The following is a 22959-nucleotide window of genomic DNA, read 5'->3' on the forward strand; positions in this document are numbered from 1 at the left end:
CCGAACTGCTGGACGCCGTCAACGCGCAACTAAAGAAAAAAGCGCGGGTGCGCGAAGCCATTGACTCCGGTGTGGCCGCCGGCGAAGAGCGCTTGCGTGCGGCGTTTGCCAGCCGCATCAGCGGCAGCCGCCCCGACACCATGCCGGTGGATATTCCCGCCAGCGCGGCGACCGAAGAGCTGCCCAACGCCACTGTGCTGGTGGCCAGCATCCGCAATTTCACTTCGCTGGCTGAAAAACTCAATGCGGCGGAAGTCTCGCAGTTGCTGACCGAATACTTCGAGAGAAGCTCGGAACCCGTGCTGAAAAACAGCGGCCGGCACATCAAGTTTGTCGGCGACGGGCTGATGGCGGTGTTTGTCGACACGCCCAACGGCTCACCGTTGCCGGCCGCGCGGCGCGCCATTTCCGCAGCGCTGGCCATGGCGCTGGCCACGCACGAATTTCGCGACTGGCTGGAACAACGATTTGGCGGCCGCGCCCTGCCACCCTTTGCCATGGGCATCGGCATCCACAGCGGCGCCGTCACGCTGTGCCAGCTCGGCACGCAGCAGACCAAGGAGCTCACCGCCGTGGGCGACACCGTGACGCTGGCCGCACGGCTTGAAAACGCCACCGAGGAAAAAGGCTGGACGGTCATGGCCAGCGAACACGCACTGAGCCAGGCCGGCACCGGCATCCAGACCGGCATACACACCTCGCTGTCATTGACCGGTCGCAACCTGGCCATTGGCGTGGCCGAGGTCACCGGGCTCGTCACCACCATGGACGACAAGATCCACGGCATGGCCAGCCTGACAGAGCGCGCCAGCGAAATCAGCGACGCCGTTCGTGCCAATTCCGACATCACCGCGCGCGCCGTGAAGGGCGCGCTGGATGCCAAGCTCTCGGCGCTGAAAGACCTGCGCTTTGACGCCAGCGCCGAGCCGGTCCGACTCAAGGGCTACCGCATCACACGCAAGATCGGCGCAGGCGGCATGACCGAGGTCTACCTGAGCGAGCGCGAATCCGACGGGCTGCCGATTGTGCTGAAAGTGCTGGATTCACGCGGCAAGGAAGCGTCGGAGCATCTCGTGCGGTTCATCCAGGAGTACGCCCTGCTCTGCAAGATCGACCACCCGCATGTGATCAGGATTTACGACCAGGGTTTTACCGACGAGCATGCGTACATCGCGATGGAATATTTCGAGCGCGGTGACTTGCGTGGGCTGTTCGGACCCAACCTGGCCCGTTCGCAGGCGCTGACGGTGGCACGCGAGATTGCTCACGCGCTGGCAGCAATTCACGCGCACGGCATTGTTCACCGCGACATCAAACCTGAAAACGTCATGCTGCGCGCCGACGGCAGCGTGGCATTGGCCGACTTCGGCATTGCCAAGTCCATGCTGCAAGCCCCCAGCATGGGCCTGACCCAAACCCACCACGGCGACGTCGTGGGAACGCCCTATTACATGAGCCCCGAGCAAGCCACAGGCCGCAAAGTGACGGCTCAGTCAGATCTGTACAGCCTGGGCGTCATGCTGTTTGAAATGCTGGCAAACCGCCGGCCCTACATTGCCGAGTCGCTGGAGCTGCTGCTGGCCAAACACCTGAACGCCGACACCCCCGCCCTGCCGGCGGTGCATGCGGAACTGCAAGGCGTCGTCAACAAACTGATGGCCAAAAACCCCGAGCACCGCTACGAGTCGGCAGAAGCCTTTTTGCTGGATTTGGAGGCCATAGCGCCAGCCCCGGAGATCAGCCTGTAGAACGCCCCCCTTCCGGGCTCACTGCGTGTAGCCCGTTCCCCCTTTTGGGGGCGGCGCCTGTGGCCCGGCAAAGCCGGTTCCACGGCCCCGCTGGCACGGAAAGCCCAATAGCCACCCAAGGCGATGCGAAGGGAGCCGACCCAAGCCAGTCCGAGCCGCGGAACCGGCTTTGCCGGGCCGCAGGCGGGGCGGCCCCGGGGGGCAGGAAGCGACACGAAGTGCGCGGCCGTGGGGGCCACATCCAGCGTGGGGGTCAATACTTCAATGCAGTGCTCTTGCCCCAAAACACGCGGTAGGCGAATACCGTGTAGCCAATGATCATCGGCAACACCACCAGCGCACCGACCAAGATCACGCCCATGGCCTCGGGCGCGCTCGCCGACTGCCAGATCGTCAGCTTGTCGATCACCAGCCACGGGAAGAGGCTGTAGGCCAGGCCGTAAAACGCCAGCAAGAACACACCCACCGTCGCACCAAAGGGCACCCAGGCGCCGTATTCATTGCCCTGCGCCAGCCGCACCGGCAGGCGCTGCAGGCTGCGAAAGATCACGCCGAAGAGCACGGCCGTGGCAGCCGGGATCGGCAGCAGCAGCACGATGTTCGGAAACGAAAACCATTTGTCGAAAATGCTCTGGCTCACCAGCGGTGTCGCGATGGAGATGGCGCCAATGCCAAGCACGGTGAACAGCAGGCTGCGCTTGGCCCAGCGCACCGCGTGCAGCTGCAGCGCGCCCTCGGATTTAATGATGAGCCAGCCCGCACCGAGCAGGCAGTAGGCCGCGACCAGCGCGGCGCCAATGACCGCGTTGAACACAATCGTCCACCAGGTCGAGGCAAAACCGGTAATGAGCGAACCCAGCATATAGCCTTGCGACCAGCTGGCGATCAGCGACCCGGCGAAGAAGGCGCGGTTCCAGAGCGGCTTGAGCGCGGCCCGGGCCTTCACCCGGAAGTCAAACGCCACGCCGCGCAAGGTCAGGCCGATCAGCATCATCGCCACCGGCAGATACAGCGCGCCCAGAATGACGCCGTGCGCCAGCGGGAACACCGTGAGCAAAATGCCAACGCCCAGCACCAGCCAGGTTTCGTTGGCGTCCCAAAAAGGCCCAATGCTGGCAATCATGGTGTCCTTGTCTTCGTCGCCGGCGCGGTGCATGAGCACCCCAACGCCCAGGTCGTAGCCGTCCAGGATCACATAGGCCAGCATGGCCAGGCCCATCACCACCAGAAAAACAATCGGCATCCAGCCGGCGGCCTGCGTCAGGTCAGGGGCAAGTTCAAGCATGGGTTTCTCCGGCAGGTTTGACGTTGCGGTTGGCTTCCTGGTTGGGGTAGTTCACCGGGTTGAGCGTGTCCTCCATGCCCGCGCCGAAAGGTTGGTCGGCGTGAGTGCGGTGCCGCGCCAGGTAGAACACCACCGAGATATACGCGACGATCAGCGCCAGGTAGAGCGTGAGATACAGCGTCAGCGTGAGCGCGATGCGCGGGGCCGGCACTTTCGAGGCCGCTTCGGCCGCAGTGAGTACGCCGGTGACCAGCCACGGTTGCCGGCCGATTTCAGTCACGTACCAGCCAGCGACAAGCGCAATCCAGCCCGCGAACGTCATGGCCACCAGCACCCGTGCGTGCCACACCGTGAGCTCGCCAGACGGGGCCAGTCGCCGCGAAGGGCCGCCCCGAGCAAGACTAGCCCCCTCGGGGGGCAGTGACCCACGCGAAGCGGGGAGCGTGGGGGCTTTTTTTCTCCAGGGGGCAAGCTGCAGCACGCTGGCCCAGCTGACCAGCAGCATCAGCACGCCCACACCCACCATGATGCGAAAGGCCCAGAACACTGGTGCCACGGGCGGGTGCTTGCCTTCGAACTGGTCGAGGCCCTTGACCTCACCGTCCAGCGAATGCGTGAGGTACAGCGAGGCCAGCTTGGGAATTGCGATCTCGTAGCGGTTGGCCTTGGCCTTTTCGTCCGGCAAGGCGAACAAAATTGCGGGCACGCCTTGTTCGGTTTTCCAGATGCCCTCCATCGCTGCCAGCTTGGCCGGCTGGTGCTCCATCGTATTGAGGCCGTGCAAGTCGCCCGCGATGATTTGCAGCGGAATCAGCATCGCTGCCATGTAGATGCCGGTCTTCAGGCTGGCGATGACTTCCGCACTGCGGTCGTCACGCAGCCAGCGGTAGGCAGAAATACCCGCCACCAGAAACGCCACCGTGAGTCCCGACGCCAGCAGCATGTGCGTGAGGCGATAAGGAAAAGACGGGTTGAAGATCACCTCGAACCAGCTCGTCACATGCGCCTGGCCGTTGATCATTTCAAAGCCCGCCGGCGTCTGCATCCACGAGTTGAGCGCCAATATCCAGAAAGCCGACAGTGTGGTGCCGCCTGCCACCAGCAGTGTGGCGACGGTGTGCATGGTCTCGCTCACGCGCTCGCGTGCAAACAGCATCACACCCAGCATCGTGGCTTCGAGGAAGAAGGCCGTCAGCACTTCATAGGCCAGCAGCGGCCCGGCGATGTTGCCCACCTTCTGCATATAGCCCGGCCAGTTGGTGCCGAACTGAAAGCTCATGGTGATGCCGCTGACCACACCGAGCGCAAAGGTCAGCGCGAAAATCTTCACCCAGAACTGGTAGGCGTCCATCCAGAACTGGTCTTTGCTTTTGACGAAGCGCAGCTTGAAATACAGCAGCACCCAGCCCAGCGAAATGCTGATCGTTGGAAAGAGGATGTGGAAGGTGATGTTGGCCGCGAACTGAATGCGGGCCAACAGGAATGCGTCTAGTCCGTCCATCATCAACTCCTGTTTTCGTCGGGAAGGTTGGCAGCGGGTGCTGCGGGGCCGGGAAGCTCAACGGAAGGCTTCTCCGCCACTTTGCTGGATGCGGTGCGCCCTGTCAAACCAGCCTTCACGGTGCTGGTGACCTTGCCCTTCATCTCCAACAGCTTTTGCACCTTGGCGCCCATCTTCATGAGGCTCATCAACGTGGCCGAGTCCATCTTCTGCACGTCGGCCAGCCATCCGGTCATCAGCTCGATCAAATCGTGCATCTGCTTCATGCGCGCCTGGGCATGGATGTCGTCCTGGTTGGCGGGGTGCTCCATCAACGCATCGCGCAGCATCGACAGCGTCGGGTCGATTTCACGCTTGCGGCGTTCCTCGGCCAGCGTGCGAAAGATGGCCCAGACGTCTTCCGGTGCACTGAAATACTCGCGCCGGTCATTCGGCAGGTGCTGCAACCGCACCAAATTCCACGACTGCAATTCTTTCAGCCCCATGCTCACGTTGGAGCGCGAAAAAGCCAGCGCTTCGCCGATTTCATCGGCATTCAGGGGCCGCGGCGAAACATACAGCAAGGCATAAATCTGCCCAACAGTCCGGTTAATGCCCCAACGGCTGCCCATTTCGCCGAAATGGAGGACAAAGCGCTGGGTTAAGGGGGCAAGGTTCATGGCGCAGGGTATTTTTGATTTATTGAATTTTCAGGAATTACTGAAATTCTAATAAATTTCTTCGATTTGCGCTGGCAATGTGATTACCCCTCTAAACCAGTCGGGTGTGCGCTTGCAGGCCTGGAACAATGCATATCCCGCAGGCACCGGAGCGTGAGCGGCAGTTGGACCTCCGGGTCGTCATCGTCGGTTTGCTATTAAATTCATAGCTGCTCGCGCAAGCTGATCATGGGCTATCGGCTGTTTTTATCTAAAAAAATGAGGCGGTAGCACCCAAATCGTTACCCACCGGCCTGAAACCGAGCTTTAAAAGCAGTTCATGGCCCCTTTTTACGCATCAAATTTGCCTCCAGCCCAATACCAACGGGCGCAAACAGCTATCAAATAGATAGCAATTAGATTACGAACCAAGCCAGCAACTCAGGTCCACTGGCTTGTCTGCACCGCAGGGTGCGCCGCTGAATCTGCGGTGCGAAAAAGTCGGCCACCTAGTCGGATCACCGCTACTGGCAAGCCGGGCGCAAGGTGGGCTACTGACCCGCTCGTTCCACAACAGCACCTCCAAAAGGATTCCATGCGCCACTCCACCACCGTTCTTGGCTTTGCCGTCACCCTGGCCTTTGTGGCCGGAATCGCGTTGTCACCGCTGGCCCGGCACGCCTTGCCCGATGCGCATGCGCAGGCTGTGCCGCTGGCGCCGGCGACGATTGACCTCGCGGCGCTCAAGCATGGCGACATTCCTGCCACCCCCAACCCCGAAATGAACGCCAGGGGGCTGGTCATCACCGACAACGCCACCATCGGCATTCAGTCCGGCAACGTGGCAAAACACATTCACCCCAAAACCGACGAGATCCAGTACATCATCGAAGGCAGTGGCGCCATGTGGCTGGGCGGCGAGCGCAAGGAGTTCAAACCGGGCACGCTGATCATCATCCCCAAGGGCACGGCACACGGCGGTACCTTGGTGACCAGCGGGCCCGTCAAGGCGCTTGCCATCAAGATCCCGCCACAGGCCAGGGACGACGTGACCTTTGTGAACTGAGCGACGCGCCCCTGGCCGTCAGCGAGGGGTGCGAGCTGGCGCTGAGCGCCGCCTTGCAGGCGGGCGCTTCCTGGTCGCCGGTGCCGGCGTAGTGGCGACCTCAGGTGTGGACTCGGGCACGAGCAGCACGACTTCCTTCAGCCCCATGCCCAGCATGCCGAGCTCTTCGGCGGCGGCGCGGCTCAGGTCGATGATGCGGTTGCCGCTGTAGGGGCCGCGGTCGGTGACGCGTACATCCACATCGCGGCCATTGACCAGGCTGTGCACGCGCACCAGGGTGCCGAACGGCAGCGTGCGGTGCGCAGCCGTGAGTTCCTGCATGTCAAAGCGTTCACCGCTTGCGGTGCGCCGGCCGTTAAAACGCGGCCCATACCAGGATGCCTGGCCACGCTGGAATTCGCGCGGCACTTCACCGGCCAGCAGTTGCGGGCGGGATGCCACGTCGGGCGCCAGGGCCGGTGGCACCTCGTCAGTCGCTGCACCAGGGGTGGTTGATGGCGCTGCGGGGCTGGCCGGCTTCGACGGCGTTGCAGCACCACCTCGGCCGGGCGGTGCCGTCGGTGCGGTGCTACAGGCTGCCACCAAAACCAGCAGTGCCGCGGCGCTGAGGTTGACGGTCGCCCGGACCCACCTGTGCGGCATGAGGTAGCGCCTCAGGCGCGCTGCAGCCGCCGGATGATTTCGGTCGTCGCTGCGGCCTGGTTCATTGTGTAGAAATGGATGCCGGGCACGCCAGCCGCATAGAGCTGTTCGCACAAACCAGTGATCACGTCCAGGCCAAAGCTCTTGATGGACGCGGTGTCGTCGCCAAAGCCCTGCAGGCGCAGGCGGATCCAGCGCGGGATCTCGGCGCCGCAGGCGTCGCTGAAACGCATGAGCTGGGTGGAACTGGTGATGGGCATGATGCCGGGCACGATGGGCACGTCCACACCCAGCGCCTGCGCGTCATCGACAAAACGGAAATAGGCGTCGGCGTTGAAAAAATACTGCGTGATGGCCGAGTTGGCGCCGGCCTTGACCTTTTGCACAAAGGCCTGCAGGTCGGCATCGGCCGATCTGGCCTGGGGATGGATCTCCGGGTAGGCGGCCACCTCGATGTGGAAAGCGTCGCCGGTTTCAGCGCGGATAAAAGCCACCAGGTCGCTGGCGTACTGAAACTCGCCGCCCGCGCCATAGCCGCTGGGCAAGTCACCGCGCAGGGCGACCAGGCGCTTCACGCCCATGATCTGCAAGGTGGTGAGCTGCTGGCGCACGGTGGCCTTGGTGGCACCCACGCATGAAAAATGGCAGGCCGCGGCCACGCCTTCGGCCAGGATTTCACTCACCGTGCCGAAGGTGCCGTCCTGCGTGGAGCCGCCCGCGCCAAAGGTGACCGAGCAGAACTCGGGCTTGTGCGTGTACAGGGCCTGGCGCGCAACGCGCAGCTTCTCGGCGCCTTCAGGTGTCTTGGGCGGAAAAAATTCAAAGCTGAGGGGCAGGTTCATCTCGTATCTCGCTCGTCGTTATTCGTCGTTATTCGTCACTATCGACGCTATGGTCGTTATCGGTTTTCTTGTCGCGCCGCTTGCCACGCGCAGGGCCAGGTTGACCGGCGTGCGCGAGTTCGGAGTCTTCGTGCGGCGCACGGGCCGCGCGCATCTCGCTGCGAGGCACACGCTTTGTAACTTTGCGCTGAGGAGCGGACGGCAGCGGTTGGTCTTCGCCGGCCACGTCATCACCTTTGACAGCCTGGATAAAAAATTCACGGTTGCCGTCGCCGCCTTCAATTGACGACTCCAGCCAGGCCTTCACTTCAAGCCCCAGCGCCGCGCAGGCATCGCGCAAGCGCTTTTCCACAAATTCAAAATGTGCGGCGTCACGCACGATGCCGCCCTTGCCGATCTGGCCTGGCTGCAACTCAAACTGCGGCTTGACCAGCATCAGCAAGTCGCCGCCGGGCTTGAGCAAACGCACCACTGCGGGCAGCACCAGCGTCAGCGAGATGAAAGACAGGTCACCCGTCAGGAAGTCAAAGCCGGCTTCGATAGACGGGGTTTCATCACCCTCTTCTTCGCCATCTTCGCCATCGAAGTCATCCGAAAAATCCATGTCGCTGGAGTCACCCGAATGTCCGGCCATCAGGTCGGCCGCCGTCATGGAACGGGCATTGACGCCTTCGATGCATACGACACGCGGGTCATCGCGCAAGCTGGGGTGCAGTTGTCCATGGCCCACGTCGACACCCACCACCTGTGCGGCGCCGTGCTGCAGCAGGCAGTCGGTAAAACCACCGGTGGACTGGCCCACGTCAAGGCAGCGCAGGCCGGCAATCTTCAGGCCGGTGGCCTTGAGCGCGCCTTCGAGCTTGAGCCCGCCACGCGAGATGTACTTGGCTTCTGTCGTGTCCAGCAGCTGCAATTCGGCGCCGTCCGGAATCTCGTCGCCGTTCTTCGCCACCTTTTTCCAGGCAGCGTCGGCTTCAGGACGCCACTGCACGCCCGCCCCGATGAGGCGCTGGGCCTGGGAGCGGGTGGCGGCATGGCCGTTTTCGACGAGGAATAGGTCAGCGCGCATGGGTCGTTTCTCCGTCTGGCGACGGCGTCAAGGGCGTAGCGAGCGGCCCGAAAGCAAGGCGCGGGTGCCAGGCAACCGGAATGCACTTGAGGTGCATGAGGATTGCCTGATCGGGAGCCGCAACGCCGCTATCGGGTCGCGCAGTAGCCACGAAAAATCAATAGCGGTAGGTATTGGCTTTGTACGGGCCGGCTTTGGAAACGCCGATGTACGCCGCCTGCTCGTCGCTCAGTTCGGTCAGCACAGCGCCCACCTTCTTCAGGTGCAAACGCGCGACCTTCTCGTCGAGGTGCTTGGGCAACACGTAAACCTTGCCCACTTCATAGTCGGCCTGCTTGGTGAACAGTTCGATCTGCGCAATGGTCTGGTTGGCAAAGCTGGACGACATCACGAAGCTCGGGTGGCCGGTGCCGCAGCCGAGGTTAACGAGGCGGCCCTTGGCCAGCAGGATGATGCGCTTGCCGTCCGGGAAGATCACGTGGTCGACTTGCGGCTTGATCTCTTCCCAGGTGCATTTCTCAAGGGCGGCAACGTCGATTTCGTTGTCGAAGTGGCCGATGTTGCAGACGATGGCCTGGTCTTTCATCGCGGCCATGTGCTTGTAGGTGATGACGTTCTTGTTGCCGGTGGCGGACACAAAAATATCGGCCTTGTCGGCAGCGTATTCCATGGTCACAACCTTGTAGCCTTCCATCGCGGCCTGCAGGGCGTTGATCGGGTCGATCTCGGTGACCCAGACTTGAGCGGACAGCGCACGCAAGGCTTGTGCAGAGCCCTTGCCCACGTCGCCGTAGCCGGCCACGAGTGCGACCTTGCCGGCCACCATCACGTCGGTGGCGCGCTTGATGGCGTCGACCAGGGATTCGCGGCAGCCGTAGAGGTTGTCGAACTTGGACTTGGTGACGGAATCGTTCACGTTGATGGCGCGCAGGGCCAGCGTGCCCTTGGCCGACATTTCATTGAGGCGCAGCACGCCGGTGGTGGTTTCTTCGGTCACGCCAAGGATGTTCTTCAGGCGGCGGCTGTACCAGGTCGGGTCTTGCGCGAGCTTGGCCTTGATCGAGTTGAACAGGCAGATTTCTTCTTCGCTGGTGGGCTTGGAAATGAGGCTGGCGTCTTTTTCGGCCTTGGTGCCCAGGTGCATCAGCAGCGTTGCGTCGCCGCCGTCGTCCAGGATCATGTTGGGGCCTTCTTCAGGCGTGCCCTTGGCGCCGCTGAATTCGAAGATGCGGTGGGTGTAGTCCCAGTAGTCGGCCAGGGTTTCGCCCTTGATGGCGAACACCGGCGTCCCGGCGGCGGCGATTGCAGCGGCGGCGTGGTCTTGGGTCGAGAAGATGTTGCACGAAGCCCAGCGCACGTCAGCGCCCAGGGCTTGCAGGGTTTCGATCAGCACGCCGGTCTGGATCGTCATGTGCAGCGATCCGGTGATGCGCGCGCCTTTCAGCGGCTGGGCCTTGGCGAATTCTTCGCGGATGGCCATCAGGCCGGGCATTTCGGTTTGCGCGATGTTCAGCTCTTTACGGCCCCAGGCGGCAAGCGAGATGTCGGCAATGATGTGGTCGGTGGAAGGTTTCAGGACGGCGCTCATACGGTTCTCCAAATTTCAAACGTCAACTGGGCAAAATCGCCACGGGCAAGGCCTTCAGGGGGACGGGGGAATTCAGTCATTCACCCGGCTTGAAAGCACATGCGGGTGAGCGTGGTTGCAATGAAGTCCTGAGCCTGGTCCACGTGATGTGGCTTGCAACGCTCCTCAGGAACGAAACATTATACCCACCCCCGTCCGGATAAATCGACCCACCCCCGTTCAGGCTCACTGCGTGTAGCCTGCTTCCCCCTAAGGGGGCGGCGCCTGGGGCCGGCAAAGCCGGACCCTCGGCCCCCGACCCTCGCTGGTCGCGCCCAACGAACTCTCAACCTAGCATGAGCCGCGGGACTGGCTTTGCCAGACCGCAGGCGGGCGGCCCCCTCGGGGGGGCAGGGAGTTACACGCAGTGAACGACCGTGGGGGCAACATTCAGTGCGAAAATTTCACCATGCAAGAACTTCAGCGCTGGCCCGTTACAGAACGTCACCTCGTCACCGGCGTCTTCACCGACATCGACGACACACTGACCACCGACGGGGCAATTACCCCCGATGCGCTGCAAGCCTTGGGTGAATTGAAGGCAGCCGGGCTCAAGGTGGTCGCGATCACCGGACGGCCGGTCGGCTGGAGCGAGCCTTTCGCGGCGAGCTGGCCGGTGGATGCCATCGTGGCGGAAAACGGCGCGGTAGCACTGCTGTCTGAACACGAAAAAGGCCTGCAGCCCGCACATGACGTGCGCAAGCCGCTATCAAAACTGTATCAACAGGACATAGCCACCCGCAGCGCCAACTTCGCCCGCATGCAGGCCGTGCTGACGCGCATTGAACGCGAAATTCCCGGCGCGCATCGCGCCACCGACTCGCCAGGCCGCGAAACCGACATCGCGATTGACCACAGCGAGTTCACGCAGCTGAGCAACACGCAAATCGCCGCCGTGGTGGCGTTGATGAAAAGCGAGGGGATGCACGCCACCGTGAGCAGCATCCACATCAACGGCTGGTACGGCAGCCACAACAAGCTGGAAGGTGCGCGCTGGATTGTTCGCCAGCTCTGGCAGCGCGACCTGGACGCCGAGATGGATCGCTGGGTCTACGTGGGCGACTCCACCAACGACCAGCTGATGTTCAAGACCTTTGCCAACAGCGTAGGCGTGGCCAACATCGCGCGTTTTGTGCCGCAGCTGGCGCACCTGCCGCGCTACGTGACACGTGGCGAGCGCGGCGCAGGTTTTACCGAAATGGCCCGTGCTCTACTGGATTAACCACCGCAGCTGCCCTCCGTTAATTCAGCGGGTGCCGCGGATCGGGCTTTGCCCGGCCGCAGGCATCGTCCCCTGAAGGGGAGGGGACGCTACACGAAGTGAGCGTCAGCAGGGGTTAGCAACATTTTGTGCGGCGCACCGACGACCAGCGCAGCCAGGCGCCGAGGGCGGCCACTGCCAACACCAGCGCGGCATAACCCTCTACCGTGGCCGGCAGGCCCAGCGGCGCAATCAAACGGCCGGCCAGCATGGCGGGCACGCTGAAGGCCAGATAGCTGGTAGCGTACAGCGCAGCAAAGAGCTCTGCCCGCTGATGCGGCTGCGCCAGCGGCGCGAGTGTTTGCACTTGGGCCGAAAAAGCCGAGCCGCCGCCGAAGCCGGCCAGCGCCGTGCCCACAAAGAACAGCGCGACGGAATGCGCCGCCAGCGACAGCACCACCAGGCCAGCGCCCACGGCCAGCAAGCTCATGCCGATGGCGCTCATGCGCACGGGCGACAGGCTTCGCAGCAGCGTCGGCGAAGCAGCGCCCAGACCGAAGAAGGTGGCAATCGCCAGGCCGTTGACGATGCCGTCGTGGATGCCGAAGATTTGCTGCAGCACCGACGGCACCAGCGACAGGTACAGGCCCGCGAGCGACCAAACAGCCAGCATCGTTGGCACGCCGCGCACGAATTCAGCACGTGCCTGCACGGGTATGGAAATGCGCGGTATCAGCGAAGCCAGCGCGCCGGGGCGCGGCGTGGCGCTTTCGGGCAGGAAGAGCGTGGCGACCGCACCCACGACACAGATGGCGGCCAGCACGCCGAACACCAGCGGCACCGGGTGCAGCGCGAACTTGACAGCGATGCCGGTGAGCAACGCACCAACCGCCAGGCCGGCCAGCGGCGAGACGCTGCCGATCATCGCGCCCAGGCGTTTTTGCGCGGCCGGGGCCGCCTCGACCACTGCGGCCGTCAGCGCACCGCTGACCATGCCGGTGGCAATGCCCTGCACGATGCGTGCGGCGATGATGCCATTGATGCTTTCGGCCAGCAAAAAGGTCAGCATCGCGCCGGCCTGCAGCAGCAAGGCGGTAAACACCACGGGGCGGCGGCCGATGTGGTCAGACAGCGAGCCGGCCACCAGCAGCGAGGCCAGCAGCGCAATCGCGTAAATCGCAAACGCCACCGTCAGCAGTGCCGGCGAAAAGCCCCACTGCTCCTGGAACACGACAAACAGCGGCGACGGCGCACTGCCCGCCACAAAAAATGCGAACAAGAGGATCGCCAGCAACGGAAAGGCGGCTGCGGGCGGCAACTGCCAGCGGGCGGCCGTGGCGGAAGACTGCGGTGGCAATGAGGGGGCGGTGGGTGCGGTCATGGGAAACGCTCGACTTTCTTAAAGCGAATTTATTTGCGTTTGCGAATTCTACGCCGATTTAAAAATTAACGCAAAGATCATTGCTTTTAGGTTAAAGTTGGTCCTAATGATCACTCCACAAACACCCCAGAACAAGCGCCCCGGCGGCCGCAGCGCCCAGGTGCAAACCGTGGTGCGCAAGGCGCTGGAAGAACTGATTGCCCAGGAAGGCCGTGACAAGGTCACCGTGCCGGCTGTGGCCGAACGTGCCGGCGTCAGCGCCTCCAGCATTTACCGGCGCTGGGGCGATGTGAACGGCCTGCTGGGTGAAACCGCCACCCAGCGGCTGGACCCGAACCGCCCCCTGCCCGAGACAGGCGACCTGAAAGCCGAACTCACGGCCTGGGCCAAAGAGCTGATCCTTCACCTCAACAAGCCGGGCAATGCCTCGATGCTGAAGGCAGCCGCCGCGCTGGCCGGGTCAGAAGAGACCAACTGCCTCAAAAACCGCCGCAACGAAGCCACGGTGCTGGTGAACCGGGCCCAGGCCCGCGGCGAAGCCACCCCCACCGTGCAGCAGGTGCTCGACCACATGATGGCGCCCATCATTTACCGCCTGATTTTTGGCGCTGGCGTGAAGCCGGCTCTGGCAAACCAGCTAGCCGACGAGCTGTTTATGCTGGCCGGTCCTGCCGATAAATCCACAGCAACCACCCCCCGTTCGGGCTGAGGTATCGAAGCCGTTTTTCAAACACGGCCGGAAAAACCGGAAGGCTTCGATACCTCAGCCCGAACGGGTTTGAGATCGAGCTCCCATTTGACACCTCATCCCGGACTGGGTGAGATTGAGCTCCACTTCGATAACTCAGCCTGAACAGTAGGGTGGCATGTTGACTGACGAGCTCTGGCTCGCGTTTTAAGTGCCGTTCAGCTTGAGCTGGCCACACGGCACGGAGTTCGCGTGTTTTGCTTGAACTGCGTCCGTCGCGTGGAACACGCATAGTCCATTCGGGCTGAGATATCGAAGCCGCCTTCCAAACAACCGGAAAAAAGGAACGACCTCGATACCTCACCTCAGCCCGAACGGTTGCAACCGTTGTGCCCGATTCAGTTGGGTTTAGCTAGCCCCAGTTTGCCTATCAGCACTTTTTCTCGCAGCACCGTCTCCTGCGCGAACTGCGTGTACTGCGCGGAACTCATGTAGTTAGGCAGCATGTCGTAGCGGGCCAGCGCGGCCACGTAGCTGGGCTCTTCCATGGCTTTCTTGAACGCGTCGTGCAGGCGCTTGACGACCTCGGGCGGCGTACCTTTGGGCGCGCCAATGCCAAATGGCGAGTTCTGCACGATGTCATAACCCAGCTCTTTCAGCGTGGGCGCATTCGGGAATTTGTCGAGCCGCTTTTCGCCCCAGGTGTTGAGCACGCGCAGCTTGCCCGCCTCCACCTGCGGCGCAAAACCGGTGCTGTCGGCCCCCGCCATCAGCTGCCCGCTGATCAGCGCCAGCGTCAGGTCGGCACTGCCTTTGTAGGGCACATGCTGCAGCTCGATGCCGGCCTTTTGCGCGATGAGCTCGGTCGTCAGGTGCGGGCTGGTGAGCGTGCCGGTCGAGCCGTAGGTCAGCTTGCCGGGGTTGGCCTTGGCATAGGCGACAAAGTCGGCCCAGGTCTTGAACGGGCTGTCGGCTGGCACCACGATGCCGAAGGCGTAGCCGGTCACGTTAATGACGTAGCTGATGTCCTTGACCGGGTCCCAGTTGATCTTGGTGGTGTAGCCGAGCCGGAAAACGCCCAGCGGAATCTGCGCCAGCGTGTAGCCGTCGGCTTGCGCGCTTTGCAGCTGCTGGGCCGGCAGGGTGCCACCCGCGCCGGGTTTGTTTTCCACAATCACCACCTGGCCCAGGATCTTTGAGGCGTTGTCGGCCAGCGAACGCATGGTGATGTCGGTCGGCCCGCCGGCCGGAAAGGCGATGACCAGCTTGACGGGTTTGACCGGGAAGTTTTGCGCATGGGCCAGCGCACCCCACGCACCGGCAAGGGAAATAGCCAAGGCTGCGGCAGTCTGCAGTAGGGGGCGGCGTTGCATGGGGGTCTCCTGATTTTGAATGTGGGCTCGAAGCACACATCATGCGTGCTGCAGGCTGCCACCGCATCAGGGCAACACCTGAAAGCCTGTCGCGTCGGTGTCAGCCTGTTCTTTTATGTTTTCAAGCCTTTTAGGGCTGCAGCCCTTTAATGACGAGCGCAAGCAGCTACCAAATTAATAGCAACAATACAACAAAACCGGGCCCCAGCAACAACAACGCCCAGTTCCAGCTGGTGCCGCGGAACTGGCTTCGCCGGGCCGCAGGCGCCGCCCCTGGAAGGGAAAAGAGGCTACACGCAGTGACCCTCGATAGGGGTGTACCTATTTCCCTGCACGGACCTCATGTTCACGCGGTGCATTTATCAAATCCTCGTTGATGCAGCAACTGATACAAGGCGCGGTTGCCATTTGCAAGTGACAGCGGGCCCAGCGGTTGGCCAGGAGAATTATCAACCCGCTTCGGGCAGGCCAGCTCAAGCAATCGTGCGCGGGGCATACGTTTCAGCAAATCCAGCACCGCATCGCTGAGGTCACGGGAATTGGCGAAAGGCCCAAGACCGTTCAAATCGGCAAAAGCCCAAGGCAGGCCGTTGTTCACCAGCAGCCGCAATAACCGGTCATCATCGGACCGCACCCCATGTCCCAGCGTGTTGCCGGCGTAGTCGCTCCATTGCAGGTCCCCGCCTGAAATCAAGCCAGTGCCAGACACAACTTGCGGCCCTGTCGTTGATAACACCACACCAAACCGCTGCTCGCTGGCTTCATCGAAAATCCTGACTCCATCCCAGACAGGAACACGCCCCGGCGTCAACCAGCGATCCGGATAGGCATATTTCAGCGATCGCCAGACAGCAGGCGGCATGCCATTGGGAGCCCATCCGGCCGGCGAGCCTTCACCGGAAGACCATGTGCGCGCCACATCCGCACTCCACTGTGCAACTGGCTGATCCATGCGCACTCCATCCGCCAAAGCTTCGTCAAACAGGACCACAGAGTTCAGCATCACCGCAAGTCTCAGGGTGTCGCCTTCAAATCCGCCAGGTTGAGTCATGGGCAGGCCGAGATCCAGCAGCTGCCTTATCTGTCTTTTCTGTTCAGCCTCAGGCGGTAGCTTCCAGTCCAAGGCCACCACTGGGATTTGATACAGACCATCGGGGATTTGCGTGGTCCGGAAAAGCTCCGCCATGTGGGTCCGCATGGCTTCGCGCTGCAAAGGGTCGTCAAACTGCCACTGCTTGCGCTGCCCTGACAGGCCAACCCAGGCGCTCATGCTGCGCATCGACTTGAACCACCACACAGGATCGGTACCTGACTGAACACATTTCTGGAAACGCGTGTTGCCGGCGATCACCGGCCGAATCAGGCTATCAGAATGGGTGGCCAGCACTATGCCAAACACCTTGCAGTTTCCTTCGGCCATGGCGTCAGCAAGCACCCTCGTCATTTCGCCGTCCTGCGCAAAAATCGCACAGGCAAGCGCAGGCTCTAATACTTCAGCGCCATAGCTTGACTGCAGGCCGACTTTCAGTCCGTCAAGGTTGTTCTGGCAGGCAGGTTTGACGACGGCGAAAATGGATTGCCGGTAGCCTTTTTGCAGCTGCGGAGTTTCCCACCAGGCCGCATATAACTGCATTGCGGAGGAAGCAAGGATGGATAAGAGTGAAAGTCCCAGGAAGATGGCGATGAAAAGTCCGCCAAACCCCATTACAGCCGTGGTCGACTTTTCAGCCAGGCTCATGGTCGCCAGTTTTTTCTGCGCAACCTCCGGGTCTCTTGCAACAAACCAGTCGAATGCCATCGGCGTGATCGCCAGCGCACACAGGAAGGCCACAAGAGCAAATACGAGGTACAACAAAACCATTGGAATTTCCTCTTATCCGCAGCGCCAAGTCTAGCCGGCCTCAAGCCCGTGCAAGCACACTTCTCAAGGCGTTGCCAGTGTGCGTGCCCAGCTTCACGACCGCTTCCGGTGGGGCCGAGGCCACCACACGCCCACCTGCGTTGCCGCCGTCAGGCCCCAGGTCAATCACCCAGTCGGCTTCGGCGATCACGTCCAGGTCGTGTTCGATCACCACCACGCTGTGGCCACCGTTGACCAGGCGGTGCAGCACGTGGATCAGCTTTTCGACGTCGGCCATGTGCAGGCCCACTGTGGGCTCGTCCAGCACATAGAGCGTGTGCGGCGCCTTCTGGCCGCGGCGCGTGATGTCGTCGCGCACCTTGCTCAGTTCGGTCACCAGCTTGATGCGCTGCGCCTCGCCGCCCGAAAGCGTGGGTGACGGCTGGCCCAGCGTGAGGTAGCCCAGCCCCACGTCTTTCAGCAGCTGCAGCGGGTGGCTGATATTGGGCATGGAGGAAAAGAAGTCCACCGCCTCGTCAACTTCCATCTTCAGCACGTCGCCGATGTTTTTGCCGCGCCAGGTCACGGCCTGCGTTTCAGGGTTGAAGCGCGCGCCATGGCAGGTTTCGCACAGCACCTTCACGTCGGGCAAGAAGCTCATGCCGATGGTGCGCACGCCCGCGCCTTCGCAGGTCGGGCAGCGGCCTTCGCCGGTGTTGAACGAAAAACGCCCGGCGCTGTAGCCGCGCGCGCGGGCTTCCAGCGTGTCGGCGAAGAGCTTGCGTATCGTGTCCCAGAAGCCGATGTAAGTGGCAGGGCAAGAGCGCGGCGTTTTGCCGATGGGCGTCTGGTCGACTTCCAGCACGCGGTCTACCGCCGCATAGCCTTCAATGCGTTCGCAGCCGGTCCAGTCGGGGTTATTGCCTTTGTCGTCGGCATCGCGCCCAGCCTTGGTTGAACGCTGCATGACGCCCGCATGCACATTGGTCAGCAGCACGTCGCGCGCCAACGTTGACTTGCCCGAACCCGACACGCCCGTCACCGCCACCAGGCGGTACAGCGGCACGGTGACCGACACGCCCTTGAGGTTGTGCAGGTCGGCATTGACCACGGTGAGCCAGGAGGTGAAGGGCCCTGCGGATGCGGGCGCCGCATTGTGCAGCGCGCTGGCGCTGGCGGCTGCGGCTTTCAAGGCCGCGGCTTTAAGCGTGGCCGCCTTCTGCTTGCTCACCGGTTTGGCGTTCACGTCGACGGGCGCTTCTTTCACTACGGCAGCAGGCGCAGCGCCCTTGCGGGTTTCGCGCCGCACTTGCAGCGGATGGATCAGCGGGTTCGCCAGGTAGCGGCCCGTCAGCGATTCCGGCACCGCCGACAGCTGCGCCGCCGTGCCCTGCGCGACCAGCGTGCCGCCGCGTTTGCCCGCACCGGGGCCGATGTCGATGATGTTGTCTGCGCGGCGAATTGTGTCTTCGTCATGCTCGACCACCACCAGCGTGTTGCCGCGGTCGCTGAGCTTGCCCAGCGCGCTCAGCAAAATCTGGTTGTCACGGGGATGCAGGCCAATCGTGGGTTCGTCCAGCACGTAGCAAACGCCCTGCAGGTTGGAGCCCAACTGCGCCGCCAGGCGGATGCGCTGCGCCTCGCCGCCCGACAGCGTGGGCGCGCCGCGGTCCAGCGTCAGGTAGCCCAGGCCCACGTCCTCGAGGAACTCGAGGCGGCTCTTGATCTCAGGGATCAGGTCACGCGCGATGCCGGCTTCGCGGCCCAGCAGCGCGAGTTTTTCAACCCAGCGCCGCACGTCAGTGACTGACAGCGCCGCGATGTCGGCAATGCCGACGCCGGCGAACTTCACGGCACGGGCTTTGGCATTGAGCCGTGTGCCTTCGCAGGTCGGGCAGGCGGTGCCGGCCACGTCTTCCACATCGGGCTCGGCAAAGCTTTGCTCGCGGCCCTTGTTGTCGTCGTCCATCACCGAGTCGTCGAACACCTTGCGCTGCTCTTTGGTGAGCTTGACGCCCGTGCCCACGCAGTCGGGACACCAGCCATGCTTGCTGTTGTAGCTGAAGAGGCGCGGGTCCAGCTCGGCATAGGAGGTGGCGCAAATCGGGCAGGCGCGCTTGGTTGAAAAGGCGATCAGCTTGCCGATGTTTTTCGCGCTGGCGCCGGCCATCATCGCACCACGCAGGCCGTCAAGCGGGGCCAGCACATGGACCACGCCCTTGCCGTGCTCCAGTGCCGTCGCCAACGCGGCACGCAGCGCGGCCTCGTTGTCGGGCGATACATGAATGTCGGCAATCGGCAGCTCGACCGTGTGCTCCTTGAAGCGGTCTATTCGCGGAAAGCCGGTGGTCGGCAAAAACTCGCCGTCGATGCGCAAGTGCGTGTAGCCGCGCGGGCGCGCCCAGTCGGCCAACTCGGTGTAGACGCCCTTGCGGGCAATCACCAGCGGGGCCAAGAGGCCGATGTGCTGGCCGCGGTAGGTTTTGATCAGCTGCGCCGCAATGCTCTCGGGGCTTTGCGGCATCACGGCTGCGCCGTCTTTGGTGCAATGCTGGATGCCGAGTTTCACGTACAAGAGGCGCAGGAAATGCCAGACCTCAGTCGTCGTTCCCACGGTGGATTTGCGCCCCCCGCGCGAGAGGCGCTGTTCAATCGCCACGGTGGGCGGAATGCCATAGACCGCATCGACCTCAGGCCGGCCCGCAGGCTGCACGATGCTGCGCGCATAGGCATTGAGCGATTCAAGGTAACGCCGCTGCCCTTCGTTGAACAGGATGTCAAAGGCCAGCGTGGACTTGCCCGAACCCGACACGCCGGTCACCACATTGAACTTGCCGCGCGGAATGTCGACGGACAGACTCTTGAGATTGTTCTCTTTGGCGTTGACGATCTGGATCAGGTTGGAAAACGCCGGCCGCGTGGCCCAGACCTTGGGGCGCGACTCTTCAACGCCGTGCACCTTGCCCATGGCCTGCTCGTAGTCACGCAGCGCAAGTGCGGTGTGTGAGGTCGGGTGCTGGCGCACCTCTTCGGGCGTGCCCTGGGCCACCAGCAGGCCGCCGGCTTCGCCGCCTTCGGGGCCGAGGTCGATCAGCCAGTCGGCCGAGCGGATCACATCCAGGTTGTGCTCGATAACGATCAACGAGTGGCCGGCTTCGAGCAGCTTGCGCAACGCGCGCATCAGCTTGGCGATGTCGTCAAAGTGCAGACCGGTGGTCGGCTCGTCAAACAAAAACAGCGTGCCGCGGCCAGGCTGCCGAAGCGCCAGCGCCTGCTTGCTGGCGCTGGTGGTTTTTGACGCATTGGCCAGAAAGCCTGCCAGCTTGAGCCGCTGCGCCTCGCCGCCCGAGAGCGTGGGCACAGGCTGGCCCAGCTTCACGTATTCCAGTCCCACGTCCACAATGGGCTGCAGCGCACGCACTACTTCGCGGTCTTGCGCAAAGAGCGTGATCGCCTCGCTGACCGTAAGGTTCAGCACGTCGGACACATTAAGCAGCCGCGGCTTGAGGTCGCCGATGGCCTTGCGCTCAATCGTCACTTCAAGTATCTCGGCGCGGTAGCGCTTGCCGTCGCAGTCGGGGCAGCGCAGGTAGACGTCGGAGAGGAACTGCATCTCGACGTGCTCGAAGCCTGAGCCGCCGCAGGTCGGACAGCGTCCGTCGCCGTTGTTAAAGCTGAACTTGGTGGCGGTGTAGCTGCGCTGTTTGGCCAGCGGAGACAGCGCGAAGAGGTCACGCACCGCGTCCCACGCTCCCACATAGCTGGCAGGGTTGGAGCGTGCCGTCTTGCCGATGGGCGACTGGTCAACAAACACCACGTCGGTCAGGTGGTCGGCGCCCATGAGACGGTCGTGCAGGCCCGGTGTTTCGGTCGCCTTGCCGAACTGGCGCAGCAGTGCGGGCGCGAGGATGTCCTGCATCAGCGTGGACTTGCCCGAGCCGCTGACACCCGTCACCACCACCAGCCGCTGCAGCGGGAAATCAACCGTGAGGTTCTTCAGGTTGTGGTCGCGCGCGCCTTCAAGGATGAGGCGCGGCGTGCTGTCGGTGACGGCGCGCTTGATGCCCATGCCCACCTGCTTGCGCGAGCCGAGGTAGGCACCGGTCAGCGTGTCGGCATGCTTCAAATCTTCGGGCGTGCCGTCAAACACGATCTGGCCGCCCTTCTCGCCCGGGCCTGGGCCCATGTCGATCATGCGGTCGGCTGCCAGCATGACGGCCGGGTCGTGTTCTACCACCACCAGCGTGTTGCCGGCGTCGCGCAGGCGGTGCATGGCCTGGGTGATGCGGTTCATGTCGCGCGGGTGCAGGCCGATGGAAGGCTCGTCGAGCACAAACAATGTGTTGACCAGCGAGGTGCCCAGCGCGGTGGTGAGGTTGATACGCTGCACCTCGCCGCCCGAGAGCGTGCGGCTTTGCCGGTCCAGCGTGAGGTAGCCAATGCCAACGTCGCAGAGGTATTTCACGCGCGTTCGGATCTCTTCAAAGAGGGACTTGAGCGCCTGCTTCTCGCTGGTTTCGGCGGCGGTATCGCCCATCACGTCGAGCGAAAGGCCACCGAAAAACTGTTGCAGCCTCTCGATGGGCAGGCGCATCAGGTCGTGCAGCGCCAGGCCCGGCAGGGCTTCGAGCTGCTCACGACTCCAGTGAACACCCACCGGCATGAAGCGCTGGCTGGGCGGCAGCACCGCATCGGCGGCCTCTTTGGATCCCAGGCGCCACAGCAGCGACTCGAGCTTCAGCCGCGCGCCTCCGCAGGTTTCACAGGGTGTGTAGCTGCGGTACTTGGACAGCAGCACACGGATGTGCATCTTGTAGGCCTTGCTTTCAAGGTACTCAAAGAAGCGCTTGATGCCGTACCACTGCTTCTTCCAGCTGCCATCTTTGTAGCCCGGCGTACCGTTGATGACCCAGCCCTGCTGCTCGGGCGTGAGTTTGTACCAGGGCGTGTCGCGCGGGACGCCTGCTGCCTCCGCGTGGCGCATCAGGTCGTCCTGCGCTTCTTTCCAGGCCGGGGTCTGGATGGTTTTGATGGCGCCAGCGCGCAGAGTGAGTTTGTCGTTCGGAATCACCAGCCCGTAGTCGACGCCGATGACGCGGCCAAAGCCGCGGCAGGTTTCGCAGGCACCCATGGCCGAGTTGAAGGAGAACAGCGAAGGGGTTGGGTTGGTGTAGCGCAGGTCGCTGTCAGGGCAATGAAGTCCCGTCGAGAAGCGCCACATCACATCGGGCTGTCCATGAGTCTTGCTGGCCTCCACGCTTTTCACTTCGTGTAATGCGCTGCCCCCCGGGGGGGCTTGCTCGGCTTGGGACGGCCCTGCGCTCTCGCCTTCCGCATGCTGCACATAGATATTGAGCCGTCCGCCGCGTTTGAGCGCCGTCTCGATGGCGTCCATCACTCGGGCTTTTTCCACCGCGTGGGTGCGAAAGCGGTCTGCCACCACATCCAGCAATTTATGCGGCCCGGCCGGCGTGGCCACGTCGCGCTGTGCATGCACGCGCGTGAAACCGCTGACGGACAGCCACTGCTCGACCTGCTCGGCACTGGTGTTACCTGGCAACTCAACCGGGAAGGTCAGCACAACGCGCGGGTCGCCCTCTTTCGTGCGCGCCATCAGCTCGGCGTAGATTGATTCAGGCGTGTCGTGCCTCACGCTCTGGGCGGTCTGCTTGTCAAAGAGCTGCGCGGCGCGCGCGTAGAGCAGCTTCAGGTGGTCGTTGAGCTCCGTCATGGTGCCCACGGTGGAGCGCGAACTGCGCACCGGGTTGGTCTGGTCGATCGCGATGGCGGGCGGCACGCCTTCCACCTTGTCGACGGCCGGCTTGTCCATGCGGTCCAGGAACTGGCGCGCGTACGCGGAGAACGTTTCCACATAGCGGCGCTGGCCTTCGGCAAACAGCGTGTCGAACACCAGCGAGGATTTACCCGAGCCGCTGGGGCCGGTCACCACCGTCATTTCACCGGTGCGGATATCCAGGTCGAGGTTTTTAAGGTTGTGCTGGCGCGCTCCGCGAATGCGGATGATTCCCTGGGACATGAGTGCAGTCTTTCCTGAAGA

General features: G+C 62.9%; 15 protein-coding genes and 1 riboswitch. Of the genes, 4 read left to right on the forward strand and 11 right to left on the reverse strand.

The genetic code is table 11. The features are described 5' to 3' along the window. Positions 1-1748 (forward strand): protein kinase (locus tag ABI546_RS14260; protein WP_348047373.1); only part of this gene is annotated, 1748 nt, incomplete at its 5' end. Positions 1749-2001: 253 nt separating this feature from the next. Here the strand turns inward: ABI546_RS14260 and ABI546_RS14265 are convergent. From ABI546_RS14265 to ABI546_RS14275, 3 genes are read right to left on the reverse strand one after another with little or no spacing between them, the layout of a single operon-like run. Next, positions 2002-3033 (reverse strand): cytochrome d ubiquinol oxidase subunit II, encoded by a 1032-nt coding sequence (locus tag ABI546_RS14265; protein WP_348047375.1) that lies wholly within the window; start codon positions 3031-3033, stop codon positions 2002-2004. Beyond that, positions 3026-4534, reverse strand: a complete 1509-nt coding sequence (locus ABI546_RS14270) for a cytochrome ubiquinol oxidase subunit I (protein ID WP_348047377.1) — start codon at positions 4532-4534, stop codon at positions 3026-3028. The genes ABI546_RS14265 and ABI546_RS14270 overlap by 8 nt, the downstream gene beginning before the upstream one ends. Positions 4535-4536: 2 nt before the next feature. After that, positions 4537-5193: a GbsR/MarR family transcriptional regulator gene (locus tag ABI546_RS14275; RefSeq protein WP_348047379.1), complete on the reverse strand. Its 657-nt coding sequence runs from the start codon at positions 5191-5193 to the stop codon at positions 4537-4539. A 574-nt stretch (positions 5194-5767) separates the two neighbouring features. Here ABI546_RS14275 and ABI546_RS14280 point away from each other — a divergent pair. After that, positions 5768-6238, forward strand: a complete 471-nt coding sequence (locus tag ABI546_RS14280; protein ID WP_348047381.1) for a cupin domain-containing protein — start codon at positions 5768-5770, stop codon at positions 6236-6238. Between the two features lie 18 nt (positions 6239-6256). On the opposite strand, the gene ABI546_RS14285 is transcribed toward ABI546_RS14280, so the two are convergent. From ABI546_RS14285 to ahcY, 4 genes are all read right to left on the reverse strand, one after another. Then, positions 6257-6880: a septal ring lytic transglycosylase RlpA family protein gene (locus ABI546_RS14285; RefSeq protein WP_348047383.1), complete on the reverse strand. Its 624-nt coding sequence runs from the start codon at positions 6878-6880 to the stop codon at positions 6257-6259. Between the two features lie 11 nt (positions 6881-6891). Further along, positions 6892-7722 carry a methylenetetrahydrofolate reductase [NAD(P)H] gene (gene metF / locus ABI546_RS14290; RefSeq protein ID WP_348047385.1) on the reverse strand — a complete coding sequence of 277 codons (831 nt, stop codon included), beginning with the start codon at positions 7720-7722 and terminating at the stop codon, positions 6892-6894. A gap of 28 nt (positions 7723-7750) precedes the next feature. Next, positions 7751-8791 (reverse strand): TlyA family RNA methyltransferase, encoded by a 1041-nt coding sequence (locus ABI546_RS14295; protein ID WP_348047387.1) that lies wholly within the window; start codon positions 8789-8791, stop codon positions 7751-7753. A 157-nt stretch (positions 8792-8948) separates the two neighbouring features. Continuing rightward, positions 8949-10379 carry an adenosylhomocysteinase gene (gene ahcY, locus ABI546_RS14300; RefSeq protein ID WP_348047389.1) on the reverse strand — a complete coding sequence of 477 codons (1431 nt, stop codon included), beginning with the start codon at positions 10377-10379 and terminating at the stop codon, positions 8949-8951. A 100-nt stretch (positions 10380-10479) separates the two neighbouring features. Beyond that, positions 10480-10552: riboswitch (S-adenosyl-L-homocysteine riboswitch) on the reverse strand. Positions 10553-10827: 275 nt separating this feature from the next. Between ahcY and ABI546_RS14305 the strand changes: the two genes are divergently transcribed. Beyond that, positions 10828-11640, forward strand: a complete 813-nt coding sequence (locus ABI546_RS14305) for an HAD-IIB family hydrolase (RefSeq protein WP_348047391.1) — start codon at positions 10828-10830, stop codon at positions 11638-11640. Between the two features lie 115 nt (positions 11641-11755). Here ABI546_RS14305 and ABI546_RS14310 read toward each other — a convergent pair whose 3' ends face one another. Continuing rightward, positions 11756-13000 (reverse strand): MFS transporter, encoded by a 1245-nt coding sequence (locus ABI546_RS14310; protein ID WP_348047393.1) that lies wholly within the window; start codon positions 12998-13000, stop codon positions 11756-11758. Positions 13001-13106: 106 nt separating this feature from the next. Here ABI546_RS14310 and ABI546_RS14315 point away from each other — a divergent pair, with 106 nt between their 5' ends. Continuing rightward, complete coding sequence (locus ABI546_RS14315) at positions 13107-13709, forward strand: TetR/AcrR family transcriptional regulator (RefSeq protein WP_348047395.1); 603 nt, start codon at positions 13107-13109, stop codon at positions 13707-13709. 377 nt (positions 13710-14086) lie between these two features. Here the strand turns inward: ABI546_RS14315 and ABI546_RS14320 are convergent, their stop codons facing one another. The 3 genes from ABI546_RS14320 to uvrA all read right to left on the reverse strand — a co-directional run bounded on the left by ABI546_RS14320 (position 14087) and on the right by uvrA (position 22938). Then, the gene (locus tag ABI546_RS14320) at positions 14087-15061 is read right to left on the reverse strand and encodes a tripartite tricarboxylate transporter substrate binding protein (protein ID WP_348047396.1); all 975 of its coding nucleotides are present in this window, start codon (positions 15059-15061) and stop codon (positions 14087-14089) included. Positions 15062-15407: 346 nt separating this feature from the next. Then, a complete protein-coding gene (locus ABI546_RS14325; RefSeq protein ID WP_348047397.1) occupies positions 15408-16922 on the reverse strand; it encodes a hypothetical protein in 1515 nt (504 codons plus the stop codon). A gap of 40 nt (positions 16923-16962) precedes the next feature. Then, the gene (gene uvrA, locus ABI546_RS14330; RefSeq protein WP_348047399.1) at positions 16963-22938 is read right to left on the reverse strand and encodes an excinuclease ABC subunit UvrA; all 5976 of its coding nucleotides are present in this window, start codon (positions 22936-22938) and stop codon (positions 16963-16965) included. Positions 22939-22959: the final 21 nt, after the last annotated feature.

Origin of the sequence: Polaromonas sp., assembly GCF_039932935.1 — a bacterium.
Taxonomy (GTDB): Bacteria; Pseudomonadota; Gammaproteobacteria; order Burkholderiales; family Burkholderiaceae_C; genus Polaromonas.

Bases quoted from the DNA above. Each gene is read 5' to 3' on its own strand.
- ABI546_RS14295 (WP_348047387.1), bottom strand. From the start codon at position 8,791: ATGCGCGCTGACCTATTCCTCGTCGAAAACGGCCATGCCGCCACCCGC.
- ABI546_RS14315 (WP_348047395.1), top strand. From the start codon at position 13,107: ATGATCACTCCACAAACACCCCAGAACAAGCGCCCCGGCGGCCGCAGC.
- ABI546_RS14325 (WP_348047397.1), bottom strand. From the start codon at position 16,922: ATGGTTTTGTTGTACCTCGTATTTGCTCTTGTGGCCTTCCTGTGTGCG.
- uvrA (WP_348047399.1), bottom strand. From the start codon at position 22,938: ATGTCCCAGGGAATCATCCGCATTCGCGGAGCGCGCCAGCACAACCTT.
- ABI546_RS14310 (WP_348047393.1), bottom strand. From the start codon at position 13,000: ATGACCGCACCCACCGCCCCCTCATTGCCACCGCAGTCTTCCGCCACG.
- ABI546_RS14320 (WP_348047396.1), bottom strand. From the start codon at position 15,061: ATGCAACGCCGCCCCCTACTGCAGACTGCCGCAGCCTTGGCTATTTCC.
- ahcY (WP_348047389.1), bottom strand. From the start codon at position 10,379: ATGAGCGCCGTCCTGAAACCTTCCACCGACCACATCATTGCCGACATC.
- ABI546_RS14285 (WP_348047383.1), bottom strand. From the start codon at position 6,880: ATGCCGCACAGGTGGGTCCGGGCGACCGTCAACCTCAGCGCCGCGGCA.
- metF (WP_348047385.1), bottom strand. From the start codon at position 7,722: ATGAACCTGCCCCTCAGCTTTGAATTTTTTCCGCCCAAGACACCTGAA.
- ABI546_RS14280 (WP_348047381.1), top strand. From the start codon at position 5,768: ATGCGCCACTCCACCACCGTTCTTGGCTTTGCCGTCACCCTGGCCTTT.
- ABI546_RS14270 (WP_348047377.1), bottom strand. From the start codon at position 4,534: ATGGACGGACTAGACGCATTCCTGTTGGCCCGCATTCAGTTCGCGGCC.
- ABI546_RS14265 (WP_348047375.1), bottom strand. From the start codon at position 3,033: ATGCTTGAACTTGCCCCTGACCTGACGCAGGCCGCCGGCTGGATGCCG.
- ABI546_RS14305 (WP_348047391.1), top strand. From the start codon at position 10,828: ATGCAAGAACTTCAGCGCTGGCCCGTTACAGAACGTCACCTCGTCACC.
- ABI546_RS14275 (WP_348047379.1), bottom strand. From the start codon at position 5,193: ATGAACCTTGCCCCCTTAACCCAGCGCTTTGTCCTCCATTTCGGCGAA.